Source organism: Leifsonia sp. HAY1-4F (assembly GCF_056755275.1).
Genome location: NZ_JBNDHX010000009.1, coordinates 1 through 15,874 on the forward strand (window position 1 = coordinate 1; position 15,874 = coordinate 15,874).

Genomic DNA, 15,874 nt, shown 5'->3' on the forward strand with positions numbered 1-15,874 from the left:
TCCGTCGTCGGCAGCGTCAGATGTGTATAAGAGACAGGTCCCCAGCGGCGGCGGTCCACCACCAGCCCGAAAGCGATCGTGACCACTCTCACTCGTTCCCGCACGGGACGGCGGCCCTACCGCCCACCCGCGCCGCTCGGCGGCAGACAGCGCTCGGGTCCCCGGAGCACCCGCCGCGGCCCCCTGGCGATGCTGTTCCTCCTGCCGGCGGTCGTCATCCTCCTCGCCTTCGTCGGCTGGCCGATGATCTCGGCCCTCCGGCTGTCGTTCACCAACGCCAGCGGGTTCGGCCTGGAGCAGTGGGTCGGCTTCGACAACTACGTGAAGGTGTTCACCGATCCCCGGGTGTTCGCCACCCTCGGCAACACCGCGCTCTACACCGTGCTCTTCACGCCGACGGCGCTGATCGCTGCGCTCCTCCTGGCGCTCCTACTCACCAACCGCCGGCTGATCGGCCGGGGCTTCTTCCGGACGGCCCTGTTCCTCCCGTTCATCGTCTCGCTCGCCGTCGCCGCATTCGCCTGGACCTACCTCCTGGACCCGCAGGTCGGCCTCCTCAACTTCTGGCTGCGGAGCGCCGGGGTCCAGCTCGGGAACGTGCTGCAGGATCCGGCCCTCGCCATGCCGACGGTCGTCCTCGTGGCGATCTGGAAGAACTTCGGGTTCTACATGGTGATCTTCATCGCCGGCCTGCAGGAGATCCCGGAGTCGCTCTACGAGGCCGCGAAGATCGACGGAGCCGGAGCGTGGCGGCGGTTCATCAGCATCACCCTCCCCCAGCTCAGCAACACCCTCGCATTCGTGGTGGTGTTCGCGATGATCGCGGCGCTCCAGGCCTTCGACCAGATCTACGTCATGACCGGAGGCGGACCGTACCGGACCACGCAGACCGTCGTCATGGAGATCTACCAGGACGGCTTCAAGAAGCTCGACCTCGGGCTCGCCACCGCACTCTCGTACGTGCTGCTGGCGGCGACGCTCCTCCTCAGCCTCATCCAGTTCCGCTTCTTCGGACGCCGGGAGAAGGACCTCGCATGACCACCACCCTCGCCCCGAGCCCGCTCCGCACGGCCACCGCGCCGCGCCGGCGCCGCCTCGGTCGCACCACCGAGCGCTGGCTGCTCTTCGCGGCCGCCCTGGTACTGACCCTCGTCGTGCTGCTGCCGGTGATCGTCATCGTCTTCACCGCGTTCAAGCCGGCCTCCGAGATCAACGCCTACCCGCCGACGCTCCTTCCGGGGACGTGGACGCTGGACAACTTCACGAAGATCTTCAGCGACCTCCCGTTCGGCCGGCTGTTCGTCAACAGCCTCGTCTTCTCCGGCGGCGTCACAGCGTTCGCCCTGGTCTTCGACTCGCTGGCGGCCTACGCCCTGGCCCGGATCGACTTCCGCGGCAACCGCGTCGTGCTGATCGTCATCGTCGCGAGCCTGATGATCCCGTTCCAGGCGACGCTCATCCCCGTCTACCAGCTGGTGGCGCAGCTCGGCTGGGTGAACACGTTCGCCGGGCTGATCATCCCGCGTGCGGCCGACGCCTTCGGAATCTTCTTCCTCCGTCAGTTCTTCATCGCCCTGCCGCGGGACCTCGACAACGCCGCCCGCATCGACGGCGCCGGCGAGTTCCGGATCTTCCGCAGCATCGTCCTCCCGAACGCCGTCCCCGCTCTGCTGACACTCGCGATCTTCACCTTCGTCAACAACTGGAACGACCTCCTGTGGCCGCTCGTCTTCACGACCTCGCCGGACATGGGCACGATCACTTCGGGCCTGACCCTCCTCACCGGGCCGAGCGGGATCATCCCCTACGGCACGATGATGGCCGGATCGCTGATCGCGGTCCTGCCGCTTGCCGTCATGTTCCTCATCATGCAGCGCCGCTTCATCGAGAGCGTCGCGACCACGGGGCTGAAGTGACGGCCCCGCGCTGGTTCGAGGACGGCCGCCTGCACCTCGGACTCGGAATCGAGGACACCTTCGTGCCGCAGGAGCGGCCTGGAGAGCGGGCGATCGACGAGTACGCGCTCACCGAGCACTACGAGCACTACCGCGAGGACTTCGCCCTGGCCGCCGGTGTGGGCGCGGAGCTGCTGCGCTGGGGCGTCCCCTGGTACCGGATCTCCCCCGAGCCCGGCCGCTGGGACTGGGACTGGACCGACCGGGCCGTGGATGCGCTGCTCGAGGCGGGCCTGCGCCCGATCATCGACCTGCTCCACTACGGCACGCCGACCTGGATCGACGGCCAGTTCGCGGCGGCCGACTACCCGCAGAACGTCGCGGAGTTCGCCGACCGTTTCGGCGAGCGCTACGGCGACCGGGTGTTCGACTACACCCCGGTCAACGAGCCGGTCATCCACTCGCTGTTCTCCGGCGAGTACGGATACTGGCCCCCGTACCTGACCGGAGCGGACGGCTTCGCTACGATCGCCGCCAACCTGGCGCGCGGGTTCGTGCTGAGCCAGGAGGCCCTGGCAGCCCGCGTCGGGGAGAGCGCGACCTTCGTCCACGTGGATGCCGCCGTGAGCTACGTCGGCGACGACACCGCCCCCGAGCATCGGGCCGAAGCACAGCGGCTGCGCCACCAGGTCCACCTGGTCGAGGACCTCGTGACCGGCCGGGTGGATGACGCCCACCCGCTGCGTGGGCGGCTCGCCCCCGCCGTCACGGACGCCGAGCTGGACTGGTTCCGCGCCCACGCCGTCCGCCCGGACGTGATGGGCGTCAACTACTACCCCCGGCACTCGACGGAACTGTTCGAGCCCGGCGTGCACCACGGCGGCGGCTTCGCCGACCCGCGGCCCAGCGTCGACCGCGGCGTCGACGGCCTGCGCGAGGCGCTGGTGGGCTTCGCGGCCCGCTACGGCGCCCCGGTCATGGTCACGGAGACATGCGTGACCGCGAGCGTCGAGGAGCGCATCCACTGGCTGGATGCCTCCATCGCCCTCGTCGAGGAGCTGCGCGAAGCCGGGACACCGGTCGTCGGCTACACCTGGTGGCCGCTGTTCGACATGTACGAGTGGACGTGGCGGCACAGCGACCGCCCCCGGGCCGACCATCTCCTGACCATGGGGCTGCACGACCTCGTGGAGTCGCCCGACGGGCTCCTCCGCATACCCAATCCCGTCGCCGAGCAGTATCGCCGGCATGCCGTCCGCCTCGCCGAGCCGGCGCCCGCCTTCGCCGCCCGACCCGCCCTTCACTGACCGGAAGATCCGATGCACGAAGCACACCTCGCCCTCCACCCGTCTGCCGAAATCGGGGCGGTGGACCCCCGCCTCTACGGCTCGTTCGTCGAGCACCTCGGCCGGGCGGTCTACGACGGCATCTACGAGCCGGGCCACCCGGCAGCGGACGCGGACGGCTTCCGCACCGACGTGATCGAGCTCGTGAAGGAGCTCGGCGTGACCACCGTGCGGTATCCGGGCGGCAACTTCGTCTCGGGATTCCGCTGGGAGGACTCGGTCGGACCGGTCGAGGAGCGGCCCGAGCGGCTCGACCTCGCCTGGCACTCGACCGAGACGAACGAGGTCGGCCTCCACGAGTTCCAGAGCTGGCTGGAGAAGGTCGGCGGCGAGCTGATGCTCGCCGTCAACCTGGGCACCCGCGGCGTCTCCGAGGCGCTCGACTTGCTCGAGTACACCAACCACCGCAGCGGATCCGCCCTGGCGCAGCAGCGCGTCGCCAACGGCCGCACCGAGCCGTTCGGAGTGCGGATGTGGTGCCTCGGCAACGAGATGGACGGCCCGTGGCAGCTCGGCCACAGCTCCGCGGAGGAGTACGGCCGCCTGGCCGCGAAGACGGCGCAGGCCATGAAGTCGTACGACCCCGAACTGCAGCTCGTCGTCTGCGGCTCGTCCAGCTCGTCCATGCCCACGTTCGGCGAATGGGAGCGCATCACCCTCAGCCACACCTACGACGCCGTCGAGTTCATCTCCTGCCACGCGTACTACGAGAACACCGGCGATCTGGGTAGCTTCCTCGCCTCCGGTGTGGACATGGACTACTTCATCCGCAGCGTCGTCGCCACCGCCGACAGCGTGAAGGCCGTGCGCGGCAGCACGAAGACGATCAACATCTCCTTCGACGAGTGGAACATCTGGTACAACACCCGTTTCGAGAACGTCGATCGCATCACCGGAACCGACAACTGGCCGGTGGCCCCGCGCCTCCTGGAGGACACCTACACCGTCTCGGACGCGGTCGTCTTCGGCAGCCTGCTGATCACCCTGCTGAAGCACGCGGACCGCGTGACCAGCGCATCCCTCGCCCAGCTGGTCAACGTGATCGCCCCGATCATGACCGAGCCGGGCGGTCCCTCCTGGAAGCAGACGACCTTCTTCCCGTTCGCCGCCACCTCGGCGCACGGCCGCGGCGTCGCGCTCAGAACGGACGTGACGAGCGGCACCTACGAGACCGAGCGCTTCGGCGCCGTCCCCCTCGTGGATGCGGTGGCCACCCACGACGAGGAGGCCGGCCGCTACGCGCTCTATGCCGTCAACCGCGCCACCGACGAGGCGACCGAGCTGGTCGTCGACCTCACCGCCCTCGGCGCCGGCGCGACCGCACTGACCGCCACCGCCCGCACCCTCAGCGACCCGGACCCGGATGCGGCCAACACCCTCGAGGACCCCGAGCGGGTCGCGCTGCGCGACCTCCCGGTCCAGCGCGAGGGCTCGCAGCTGCGCATCCAGCTCCCGGCGATCTCCTGGACCGAGATCCTGCTGGGCTGACACGTGACGGCGAGCCCGACGTCGTGACATCCCGCCGCGTCCGCGGACGGGTCACCAGTGAGAAGGGGAACACCATGCTTCCATCACGCACCACGTCGGGTTCGTCGCCGAGGCGACGACCTCGCGGCACGAGAACCGGAGCACTGCGGCTCCGTGCGCTCGTCACCGCCGGCGCCGTCGCCGGCGCGCTCGTCGCCACCACCCTGACCGCGACGCCGGCGTCGGCGGTCACCACCGGCAACGGATCCCTCGTCTACTCGCCGGCCGCCGGCACCTCCTTCAACCCGGAGGGCGGCCGCCCGGCGGGCACCACGTACGCGAAGAACATCGTGCTCAAGAACAGCGGAGCGGCGAACGGGACTCAGCTCGTCACGTACGACCAGCTCGTGCTCGTCAACGGCGTCCAGGTCTATCCGATCTATCGCAGCACCGACAACGGGACCAGCTGGGCGCACGTCACCGACATCGTCCCCAGCAACGACTTCCCGACGCTGACGCGGACCTCGCAGCCGTTCCTGTTCGAGGTCCCGCAGGCCACCGGCGGACTTCCGGCCGGGACTCTCCTACTGGCCGGCATGATCATGCCGCAGGACCGCTCGAGCAGCCGGCTCGTCGTCTACAAGAGCTCGAACCAGGGATCGAGCTGGTCGTACCTGAGCACCATCGACACCGGCGGCCCCGCCGTCTACGACCCGAGCCCGACCTCCACCACCTCGACCGTGTGGGAGCCCTCCCTCGCCATCGACGGGCAGGGCGGCCTGGCGGCCTACTTCTCCGACGAGCGGCAGAAGTCGAGCGGCGTCCTCCAGGCGGTCGCCTACCGGCGCTCGACGGATGGTGGCGCGACGTGGGGAGCGGAGTCGAACGTCTCGGCACCGAACAACCAGTCCGACCGGCCCGGAATGATCACGGTCACCAAGCTGCCGGACGGCCGCTACCTGGCCACCTTCGAGGTCGTCAACCGGCCGTCGCAGTCCAACAACACGGCACCGGTGTACTTCAAGACCTCACCGGACGGCCTCAACTGGTCGCCCACCACGAGCATCGGAACCCAGATCACGCTCGCGAACGGGCGCGGGATCGGATCGTCGCCGTACGTGAAGTGGGTTCCGACCGGCGGGCCGAAGGGCATGGTGATCGTCGCATCCAAGTGGGCGCTGACCGCCAGCGGAGCCATCGACGGCGGCCAGGACTTCTACGTCAACTACAACCTCGGCGACGGGCCGTGGGAGCGGCTGCCGATGGCGGTCACCTACGACGCCGCAGACAATCAGGGCGGCACCTTCAGCGGCTTCGCGCAGAGCATCGACTACTCGGTGGACGGCCGCACGCTGTACCAGGCGACCAACGTCGAGAACCTCACCACCACGTACAACGACATCCGGGTGGGCTCCATCCCGCTGGATGCGCAGCAGTACGAGGCCGAGAAGGCGGTGCGCACCTCCGACACCTCGCTCGTGACCGAAGGGAACGCGTCGAACGGCAGCAAGGTCGGCAACATCAACAACGCGACGAGCTCCGTCACGTTCACCGTCCACGTCCCGACCGCCGGCTCGTACACGGTCAACGTGCGCTACGACAACGGAACGGGTGCGACCTCCACGCACAACGTCAGCGTGAACGGCGGCACCGCATCCACTCTCAGCTACCCGGCGACGGTGAACTGGGGACGATACGGCTGGGTGCAGAAGACGGTGACGCTGAACGCCGGCGCGAACACGATCGCGTTCACCAAGGGGACGTCCTACGCGGAGCTCGACGCCATCCAGCTCTACCAGCCGGCAACAGCGCTCGACCCGCAATTCCGGATCACGAACCGCAACAGCGGCAAGTACCTGGAGATCGCGGGCGCGTCCCTGGCGGACGGCGCGGGCTCCGGCCAGTGGGGTGACACCGGCAACGCGTGCCAGGTGTGGAACATCCACCCCGTCTCCAACGGCCTCCAGCTGTTCAACGTGAACAGCGGCAAGCTGCTCGAGATCCCGGGAGCCCAGACCGCGGACGGCGTGCGCGCCGGACAGTGGGGCCCGACCGGCAACCTCACCCAGGTGTGGGCGCCGACCATCGCCACCGGAGGCTGGTGGACGCTGACGAACGCCAACAGCGGCAAGCCGATCGAGATCGCCGGCGCCTCGACGGCCGACGGCGCCTACGCACAGCAGCGCACGGCGGACGGCACCCCCACCCAGCAATGGCGACTGATCCGCGAAGGGATCCAGTAAGCCGACCGACCGGGGCGGCGGCGATTCGGGCCGCCGCCGCCCCTTCGGTGTGCGGGTCGTGTGGGTGGGTGTTTTGTCGGGTGGGTTGTGGGCTGCACTGCACGATCGCCGATGGGTTGGGATCCCTCGGCCGACTGGACTGGGCCCCCTCGGTCACAATGGGCGGCCCCCGTTTGCGATCAGCCACACCACGAGCAGTGCCAGGCTTGCCAGCCCGACGATCGAAACGACTGCCGACAGGCGGATGAGAAGAAGCTCAAGAAGACCCTTTGTCCCGTGAACGTCACATCCGGCTGCGATGAGGTATGGCCTCCAGTTTCGCCAATAGCCGGTTGGAGGCTTGCCTAGCCTGAGCGAGGCAAACGCCGAGAGGACTTCTGCGTCAAGCTCGAGCTGTCTGGCGAGTAGTGCCGGCGACATATGAGCGGACCCGTTCGGGGCGCTGTGAGAGAGCAGGAAGACGTCGCTGCCAACCTTCAGTCTCAGCCCGGCGGAGCGGGTGAACTCGGCAACCACATCGGCAGCAGTCGATTCGAAGACAAGACCCCCGTCATCGATCAGAGAAAGCTGTTTGCCCCGCAACACGAGTAGCGATGGACTCCAACGTCCCCATCGAGTGTCACCCGGTCTCCAGTAGCATCGGCCATCATAAACGAACTCCGAGCCGTGGGCCTCTGTTCTGGACCGGTTGACGCGGTCAGGCATTCTGATTCGGGTGTGACGAGTAGGTCTTCACGCGACGCTCACGCCCCGCCTACGTTGGTCCACCAGGCGAATGAGCTCATCTACGGCCGAGCGTTGTCTGGGCCTGTCGTTCCAGCGCATGATCTCGAACGGGAACAGGAGCTCATCCTCGCCAGCGTCAACGACTACGACGAGGACCCGGCCTGAGTCGATCGTTGCGATCTTGCTCCCGTTCCACACCCCGACGATCATGGAATTGGATCCCATTCCGGGAGATCAAGTAGCAGCACGATGCAGCCGCTTCAGGAACTCGCCCAGATATTCGTCTCTCTGAGCGGCGGATGCGCGGTTCATCCCCTTCAGCCCCGCCACTCGAATCTGCAGGCCGTACGTCTTGCCTTCAACGTTGACGCCGAGAAACAGAGTTTGGTAGGTGATTCGACCGAATTCAGTCGTTCCTCCGGCCACATCTGAGATGGCTGCCAGCGGGAAGGAAGCTATCCTTTCGGGCTGGGTAGATCCTCCCCAAAAAGTCATTGTCGACTCATCGACAACAACAGTGAATCGTTGCCCCGTCCGATGGAATTTCGATCCCCGCGCTTTCGCGATCCGCCGGAGCACGGCGTTGGTTTCCGACGCGCTGAACCCAGTGAATGTCAGTGCGTTGGCGCGAGGTTGTAAGGTCGCCAGTCGAACGGTATGGAGTCGGATCGACGTGATTGTCAGAATTGCTCCAATGACAACCGCGGCCAGAAACGCGAAGATCGTCGAATACACGATCACGTTTGTTATCACTTGGTCTCGCTTCTTCGGTGCGCTGGCGAACGGTACGGGTCTCCAGCCGGACGGATGATTTTTCCGGACCGGGATTCGAGTTGCGGCAGCTCACGGTAACGATTCGACAGAGTCGTGTACCCGGACCGCGCTTCCCACACGCCCACGGCTCGCCCAACCAGATAGAAGACGATCGTGCCGCCCATCAAGGCCAACATGATCGCGGCGAGCACTCCATACGGAACACCGTGCGGTATCAACAGCAACCCGAAACCCGCCAACGCCAGCCCGATAGCGAGAAGCATGCAACCAGTGGCCAGCCGAAGGAAATTCGCCGCCGAGAACACGTGGGGGTGACCGACTCCGCGCGAGGACTCATCCACCATCTACGTACTCCCTCCCACGAGCCGTAGCTTCCGTGCTCGATCTGATTTCACGTGCTCCTCCGGCGGGGTCGGATATGTGGGATAGACGGAGGTGCTTTCCGAGTTACGCCCCAAACGTCTTGAACCCGAGCAATCAACTCCTTGACGTTCTTCGACCTCACCCCGTCCTCTCGCCACTGATGGACCCGGAACGGCAGAAGTATCTGGTCCTCATCGCTGGCGACGGCCAGCACAAACACGTTGCCGCCCCCGATGGTGGGAAGCTCCGAACCACTCCACACGCCCACGATCGCGGACGTCGGCACTTCCAAAACAACACCAGGCCACACGTACCCCGCCAGCAGCCGCACACCCTCGGGCGTGAAATCAACCCGAGCGAGAGAACTCCTACGCGGCTCAAGTGTCGGCGCGCCCAGAAGGCGCGCACCCACGAATACCCACGCATCCCAGTCCGTTCGGATCGACAGACGTGCCGGCGTCGATTGCCGAGATGAACGGCGCCAAACGATGTTTCCCCAGTCCGAAGCAGCGGACGACCCCTGCGGCGACAAGCGACGGTCCATCAACAACGAAACCTGCCGCGCAACATCCTCCGAATAGCGAAGCTTGGTGAGAAAGAAGTAACCCGGGGTGTAAGCCAACATCAGCCGCACGATCGCGGGTGTAATGAGGAATGTAACGAGCACCAGGATCGCGAGGAGCGGAAATCCAAAGATCCCGGGTGAGTAAATGTTCATCCAAATGCAAACGACTGGGACATAGATTGCCCACGCCGCCACATTAGCCAGGAAAAAGAAGCGCTTGCGCGAACGCGAACTCCATGGGTCACGCACCAGTCAGTACCCCTGCCAAGCTAGTAACCAAACCGAGCAAATTGAAGTTGACTCCTATACCAGCTGTGATCTGGTCAAATGCACGAATTGCGTCCAGAATCTCTCTTCGTGTTGCAAACCCTCCGACAAGATCCCGAAGAGCCTGTCGCGACAAGCCAATTCCGGAACTGATCGCGCCCAGGGCACATCCCACCAAATCCGCGTAACTAAATCTCGAGCTCACGCTGCTTGCTAGCGCTCCGATGCACGTTGCGACCGTGCTTGCGATTCCGGCGATGCGACCAACCAGGAAAAGAACGGGCGTGACCGCTGCTCCAATGCCGGTGATGAGAAGAATCCACCCTGCGAGAGACGTGACCGTTGCGATCACTCCTGCCCAGAAGCCGAACCCGTCAAAGAACTTGATCCATCCATCAACCGTATGACGGTCCAGGATGTTGCTCTGTGAGTTGGGGCCGTCGGCCTTGGGCTTAGCTGGTGGTGAAGGTCTTGCTGGCGCGGGCGGGGCCGGTGGTGTGGGCGGCTTGCTGACGTTGTCGTGGGCTTGGACGGGTGGTACTCCACAGCCGAGAGGGAGAGCGTCGGAGGAGGGGTTTACGCTCGCGCAGCGGTTGCCGTTGGTGTCCACGTCGCTGGTGGGGTTGTTCCAGGCGTACGCGTAGCGGTGCAGGGACTGCGGCTGGGTGAGGAGGCCCTGGTAGGTGTCGTGTGAAGTCCAGGATGCGGTGCCCGGGTCGTAGGTGCGCGCGTTGTAGTGGTTGAGGCCCTGGGTGGGGTCGGTGGTTTCTCCGGTGTAGTTCTCGGGGGCTGACCAGCCGGTGGTGGCGAACTGTTGGGTGCCCCAGTCGTCGTACGTGGAGAGTTGGGTGATCGAGGGGCCGTTGGCGCCGGCGACGGTGGAGCCGAGGCGGTCCAGAAGGTCCCAGGTGGCGTCGCCGTTTGCGGTGACATGCTCGGCGAGGTTGCCGAGTGCGTCGCGGACCTGGGTCGCCGTTCCGGTGCCGGTGCTCGTGGTTTGTGCCGGGGCGAGTCCGTTGTAGACGGTGTGGGTGGTGTCCGAGCCGTGCCCGGTGGAGTCGGTGGTGGTGACCCGACGGCCCAGGCCGTCGTAGTCGTAGTCGGTGGTGCGGCCCTCGCGAGAGACCTGGGTGGTCTGGCCGGCCGGGTTGTAGCCGTACTGGGTGGAGACTCCGCCGATGGACTGGTTGACCCGGTTCCCGGCGCCATCGTAGGAGTAGGTGGCGATACCGGCCGCGACGCCCCGGGCTGCAGCGGACGTGTCGGTCCGGGTGAGCTGGTCGGCATCGTTGTACGTCGCCTGCTGCGTGAAGTTTCCATCGCTCGCACCTGTTCGAGACCAGGCCGTGCGGTTGCCCGCCGGGTCGTACCCGTAGCTGTTCTTCTCCCCCGCAGCCGTCGTGGAGGCCGTGAGGCGGTCCAAAGCGTCGTAGGCGAAGGTCGTCGACGTCTTCGTGGTTTTCGGCTTGGCGACAACCGCCTGTCCCGGCTGTCCGATGGTGGCGAGCCGGGCGGCCTGGTCGGTGATCGTGCGGCTGGCGGTGGTGACGTTCCCGTCGCCGTCATAGCCGTACTGGTACGACAGCGATCCGCCGTCCGCGACCGGGTTGGCCGGCGTGGGCAGGGTACGCCCGTCCAGGTAGGGAGCAGTGCGTTCACACAGCGGCGCCTCCGTTTTGGTTCTGGCGCGGGCGCCGAGGTATCCGGCGACGCCCGTGCACTTGGCCGCCGCAGCGTCTCCCTTGGCGTACGGAGCGGCAGTCGGAGTCGAGGCGGGTGCCTGTGCGGCTGCGGGCTGCGGAGTGGTGTGGGCGATCGCGGTGACCCGGTTGTCCGGGTCGTACTGATACCCGGTGCTCAGGCCGGTGGAGCGCGACTGGGTGGTGCGGTTGCCTGCGGGGTCCCAGGCGTAGCTGAGCGAACCCCAGGGAGAGGCCTGGGAGGTGACCTTCCCGACCTGGTCGTAGGTGTAGGTCAGCCGCTGCCCAGTCGGGAGGGTCAGCCCAGTGGTTTGACCGGCCGCATCGTAGGCGGTGAGCAGCTTCCCGCCCTGGTGGTCGATCTGGGTGGAGGTGCGGCCGTCCTTGTCGTAGACGAAACCGGTCACCCCACCCGGGTCGGTCACTGCGATGAGGTGCTGCTCCGGGTCGTACTCGTACGTCGCGATCGAGCCGGCAGCGTCCTGGCGGATCAGGTCGCCGCGCTGGTCATAGCGGAACGCGGTGGTCGCCCCGGTCCCGGCGACGGTCGTCGCGGTACGGCCGGCCTTCGTGTAAGTCGTGCGGGTGGTGTTCCCCACGGGGTTCACCTCGCTGGTCGTGCGGCCCGCCGCATCCACGGTGTAGCGGGTGGTGTGCCCGTTCGGGTCCTTCACGGTGGTGAGGTTGCCGTCGGGGTCGTACCCGTACGACGTCGTGACGTTCACATCAGAAGCAGGCTTCGCACCCTTCCGATAGCCCTCGACGACGCGGGTGAGCTGGCCGGCCGGGTCATACCCGTAGACGGTCTCGTTGCCGTTCGCACTGGTGACGGAGGTCTGCTGCCCGGCCCGGTCGTACGCATATTTTGTGGTGGCCCCCGTCGCGTCGGTCAGCGAGGTCTGCCGGCCGCCCCCGTCGAAGCCGTACGAGGTGGTGTGCCCGTTCGGATCGGTCACCGCGATGCGTCGACCGGCGGCGTCGTAGGTGTAGCCAGTGGTGTGTCCGGCGGGGTCCGTGGTCGTCGCGACCCGGTCGGTGGGAGTGTAGCTGGTGGTGGTGGTCCGACCGAGCGGGTCCGTCACCGTGGTCGGATTCCCGGCCGGGTCGTATCCATAACGGGTCGTCTCGGCCATCGGCGTCGTGGAAGAGGTGACTCGCCCGGCCGCGTCATAGGTGAACAGGGTGGTGCCACCCTTGCGGTCGGTAACGGAGATCAGGTTGCCATCGGCGTCGTACCCGTAGTCGGTGTGCTTTCCATCGCCGTCGGTGAGCTCGGTGATGCGATCCATCACGTCGTACCCGAACCGCGTCGAGACGCCGTCGGGATCGGTCTGGCCGACCAGGCGACCGACACCGTCGTAGGAATACTTCGTCGTGGCACCGACCGGGTCCGTCTGCGAGATCAGGTTCCCGACGGCGTCGTACCGGTACGTCGTCTTCGCTCCCGCCGGAGATGTGACACCGGTGACGTGACCGACTCCGTCGTACGTGCGCGTCCACGTCCCGCCGTTGGGGTCGGTGACTGAGGTCACCCGATCCCGCCCGTCGGTGGAATATACCGTCTTCGCACCTAACGGGTTGGTTTCCCCGAGTAGGGAGTCCTCGCTGTCGTACGTGTAGGCGGTGGCGCCGCCGGCAGCGTTCGTCGCCTGGGTGAGGTGGAAGAACGCATCCCAGGTGTATTTCGACACGGCACCGGTCGGGTCCGTGACCTGCGAGACGTGATCGTTGGGCTCATACCCGTACGAGGTCACACTGCCGGAGGGGTCGGTGACGGTGGTCACGCGGTCCCCGTTGTCCCAGGCGTAACGGGTGGTGTGCCCGTTCGGGTCGGTCACCGCGGTGATCCGGCCGGCACTGTCGTAGGCGTACCGGGTGACCGCACCGCTGGGATTGGTGACGGTGGTGATGTTGCCCAGGGCATCGTACCCGTAGGTGGTGGTCGCGCCGGACGGCTGGACCGAGGCGGCAAGCGCTCCTGTCCCGTCGTACTGATTCGTGATGGTGGTGCCATCCGGCTGATGCGTCACGGTCAGCCGCCCGGAGGCGTCGTAGTCGTACGCCCACGTCCGCGCGGCTCCCTTCGCTCCGCCCGCGTCCGTTCGGGTGGCCAGCAGTCCGGTCGGCGTGTACGTGTACTTCGTCACGGCACCAGCCGGCGAGGTCTCGGTCAGGATGTTCCCCGACCCGTCGTAGGTATACGTCGTGGTGTGCGCGTTCTCGTCCGTCGAACGGGTGACGTTGTTCTGCGCGTCGAACTCGAAAGAAGCCGTGCTCCCGTCGGGATGCTTCACCTTCGTGATCCGGAAAGCCGCGTCGTAGAAATACCGACTCACCCGGCCCAGAGTGTCCGTGTAGGTCGTCTGTCCGGCGGTCGAGTAGTCCAGCGTGCGCAGTTTCCCCGCGGCGTCCCACTGCTTCACGATCCGGCCGGCGGCATCGTATTCGTTCTTCAGGTACAGCGCACCGGTGGCATCCGTGCCGGTCAGCAGCTGGTGTGACCCGTCATACGTGAAGACGTGGGTGCGCCCGTCCGGGAGAGTGACCGTCGTCAGATTTCCGGCCGCGTCGTACGACAGACCCCAATGGTCCCCGCCCGGACGGGTGAACCCGGTCACACGGCCCAGAGCGTCAGACTGGACCTGAATGACCTGGCCGCCCGGGACGGTGATGGAGGTGAGCGGTACGAACTGCTGGGTGTTCGCATCAGCCGCGCCATACGTCAGCGTCGTCGTGTTGCCGTTGGCGTCCGTGTGCGCGACCAGTTCGCCGATGCCTTCGATGTCTCCGGCGTCGAACAGCCACGACTCACCGGATACGTCCGTGAGCAGGAGTCGCCCGCCGGGTTGCTCGGACAGCGTCTGATGCAAGGTGGGATCGGCGACATAGCCGCCGTGGCCGTCCGGCGTGAACACAAAACTCGCCCCATCACCGCGAACCACCATCACGCTGCCATCGCTGAACCGCTGCGCTCGGGCGCCGAGACCGAACGACCACCCGGCGCCCACCCGTGACAACCGGCCATCCTGGGAGTTGTAGAACAGCGTCAAATCGGTGGACGAACCGCCCAGCCCGGGAAGCGAGAACAGCTTCTCCTGCTCGACCAGGTTGCCCGTGGAGAAGGAGAACGGCTCTCCGCCGTAGGTCAGGTAATTCTGCAGGCTGAGGAGGCGCAACCGGGCGAGCTCCGCCGCCGAGGGCGGGGACGGCCAGCCACCGGTCACCGGGTCGGTGCAATCGAAACCCTGAGTCTCCAACCACTTGCCCAAACCGGTCAGCACGCCATCGGCGATGTGGGAGAACCCGTTGTCGATCACGGCTCGGTCGTAGTTGTTGTCCATGAACAGCGGTTCCAGATGCGTCAACGCGCCCGGCACACCATCGAACTCGGAGCCCGGGAAGTTGCCGTTGTTGCCCATGTTCTGAGCCGGACGTCCCGTATACGTGGGCAGGTTTCCGACGAGGGAGAACGACAGCTGGTCATCCGCCGGCCCACCGCGCGAATACGACTGGGAACCGCCCAGGGATGGATCGCTCCCACCCCACGCGACACCATCCAACGTGTTGAACCCGATCCCGAGCGTGAGCACCGGGCTCGCATTCGTCGCGATGCCTGCACGCGTGTCCCGGCTGATGAACGGCACCGACACATCCTGCCGGGTGATCACCACGGACGCCCGGCAATCCTGCTGCAACATCCCCGACACCAGCTGCGCCAACCGGATGTTGAACCCCAGCTCCGAAGTCGGAGGCGCTGGCGTTGACACGTGGCCCTCGTCGTTGTCCGGGTCCAGCACCACCACCGGCCCGGGCGGCGGGACGAACTTCATCCCGATCACCACGAACTCGGACAGGTGCGTCGACTCTCCCTTCACCATGCCCGTCTTCGCGTCGAAATACGACGGAAGAACCACCCACGGGTCACCGGACTTCTCGCGGGTGTAAAGCTGCAGCGTCCTCGTATCCAGGCCGTTCGCCGTCACCTTCGCCTGATCGGGCTTGAGGCTCAACGCGACTCCCGGGACGACGTCGGAGACGACGGGGCCGTTCTTGCCGCCGCCCCGAGTGTGGATGCGTTTCGCCGGGAACTTCGTCTGCTGCTTCCCTGCAGCGTCCTTCGCCGTGATCTGCACAGGATCCGACACCGGGACACCGCCACCTGGCTGCTCCGCCTGAGCGGACACGAGCGCATCCGCGGGTGCGGCGCCCACCGACACGCTCAAGTCGGACGGCACCTCATTGCCGGAGAAGGTAGCGAACACACCGAGACTCTCGGCGGCCACGGTAGAAGACGTATCCGGACGAACCGTCCCTTCCGCGACGGGAGCCGGAGCCTTCGTCTGTGCCGCGACCCGCGCCTCCTGCACTGCAGCCGCCGCGCGCACCTCTGCGAGCGTCGCGGCAGCCGTTCGCCGGGCGACCTCCAACGGCGACGCCTCCGCCGGAGTCACCGTCCCCACCGCGACGACTGCCGCGAGTGCTATCACCGCGACGCAACCGCGGAGCCACAACCCGCGCCCGGAGGACC

General features: G+C 66.6%; 10 protein-coding genes. 5 read left to right on the forward strand and 5 right to left on the reverse strand.

Annotated features, from left to right (window positions below; genetic code table 11):
* The first annotated feature begins 78 nt into the window (after positions 1-78).
* The 5 genes from ACPYOG_RS03335 to ACPYOG_RS03355 all read left to right on the forward strand — a co-directional run bounded on the left by ACPYOG_RS03335 (position 79) and on the right by ACPYOG_RS03355 (position 6,951).
* On the forward strand, positions 79-1,038 hold the full coding sequence (locus tag ACPYOG_RS03335) for a carbohydrate ABC transporter permease (RefSeq protein ID WP_481292839.1): 960 nt from the start codon (positions 79-81) through the stop codon (positions 1,036-1,038).
* Positions 1,035-1,916 (forward strand): carbohydrate ABC transporter permease, encoded by an 882-nt coding sequence (locus tag ACPYOG_RS03340; RefSeq protein ID WP_481292840.1) that lies wholly within the window; start codon positions 1,035-1,037, stop codon positions 1,914-1,916. Before ACPYOG_RS03335 ends, ACPYOG_RS03340 begins: the two co-directional genes overlap by 4 nt.
* Positions 1,913-3,202 carry a family 1 glycosylhydrolase gene (locus ACPYOG_RS03345; RefSeq protein ID WP_481292841.1) on the forward strand — a complete coding sequence of 430 codons (1,290 nt, stop codon included), beginning with the start codon at positions 1,913-1,915 and terminating at the stop codon, positions 3,200-3,202. The genes ACPYOG_RS03340 and ACPYOG_RS03345 overlap by 4 nt, the downstream gene beginning before the upstream one ends.
* Positions 3,203-3,214: 12 nt before the next feature.
* Positions 3,215-4,729, forward strand: a complete 1,515-nt coding sequence (gene arfA, locus ACPYOG_RS03350) for an arabinosylfuranosidase ArfA (RefSeq protein WP_481292842.1) — start codon at positions 3,215-3,217, stop codon at positions 4,727-4,729.
* A gap of 74 nt (positions 4,730-4,803) precedes the next feature.
* Positions 4,804-6,951 carry an RICIN domain-containing protein gene (locus ACPYOG_RS03355; RefSeq protein ID WP_481292843.1) on the forward strand — a complete coding sequence of 716 codons (2,148 nt, stop codon included), beginning with the start codon at positions 4,804-4,806 and terminating at the stop codon, positions 6,949-6,951.
* Between the two features lie 153 nt (positions 6,952-7,104).
* Here ACPYOG_RS03355 and ACPYOG_RS03360 read toward each other — a convergent pair whose 3' ends face one another.
* From ACPYOG_RS03360 to ACPYOG_RS03380, 5 genes are all read right to left on the reverse strand, one after another.
* Positions 7,105-7,536, reverse strand: coding sequence for a hypothetical protein (locus ACPYOG_RS03360; protein ID WP_481292844.1), 432 nt, complete (start codon positions 7,534-7,536; stop codon positions 7,105-7,107).
* Between the two features lie 375 nt (positions 7,537-7,911).
* Complete coding sequence (locus tag ACPYOG_RS03365) at positions 7,912-8,412, reverse strand: hypothetical protein (RefSeq protein WP_481292845.1); 501 nt, start codon at positions 8,410-8,412, stop codon at positions 7,912-7,914.
* Between the two features lie 14 nt (positions 8,413-8,426).
* Entirely contained in the window at positions 8,427-8,795 is a 369-nt protein-coding gene (locus ACPYOG_RS03370; protein ID WP_481292846.1) for a hypothetical protein, read from the reverse strand.
* A 47-nt stretch (positions 8,796-8,842) separates the two neighbouring features.
* Positions 8,843-9,532 (reverse strand): hypothetical protein, encoded by a 690-nt coding sequence (locus ACPYOG_RS03375; RefSeq protein ID WP_481292847.1) that lies wholly within the window; start codon positions 9,530-9,532, stop codon positions 8,843-8,845.
* A gap of 88 nt (positions 9,533-9,620) precedes the next feature.
* Entirely contained in the window at positions 9,621-15,833 is a 6,213-nt protein-coding gene (locus ACPYOG_RS03380; protein WP_481292848.1) for an RHS repeat-associated core domain-containing protein, read from the reverse strand.
* Between the last annotated feature and the right edge of the window lie 41 nt (positions 15,834-15,874).

Excerpts from the sequence above, each read along its gene's own strand:
- ACPYOG_RS03340 (WP_481292840.1), top strand. The coding sequence starts at position 1,035 with ATGACCACCACCCTCGCCCCGAGCCCGCTCCGCACGGCCACCGCGCCG.
- arfA (WP_481292842.1), top strand. The coding sequence starts at position 3,215 with ATGCACGAAGCACACCTCGCCCTCCACCCGTCTGCCGAAATCGGGGCG.
- ACPYOG_RS03355 (WP_481292843.1), top strand. The coding sequence starts at position 4,804 with ATGCTTCCATCACGCACCACGTCGGGTTCGTCGCCGAGGCGACGACCT.
- ACPYOG_RS03370 (WP_481292846.1), bottom strand. The coding sequence starts at position 8,795 with ATGGTGGATGAGTCCTCGCGCGGAGTCGGTCACCCCCACGTGTTCTCG.
- ACPYOG_RS03375 (WP_481292847.1), bottom strand. The coding sequence starts at position 9,532 with ATGAACATTTACTCACCCGGGATCTTTGGATTTCCGCTCCTCGCGATC.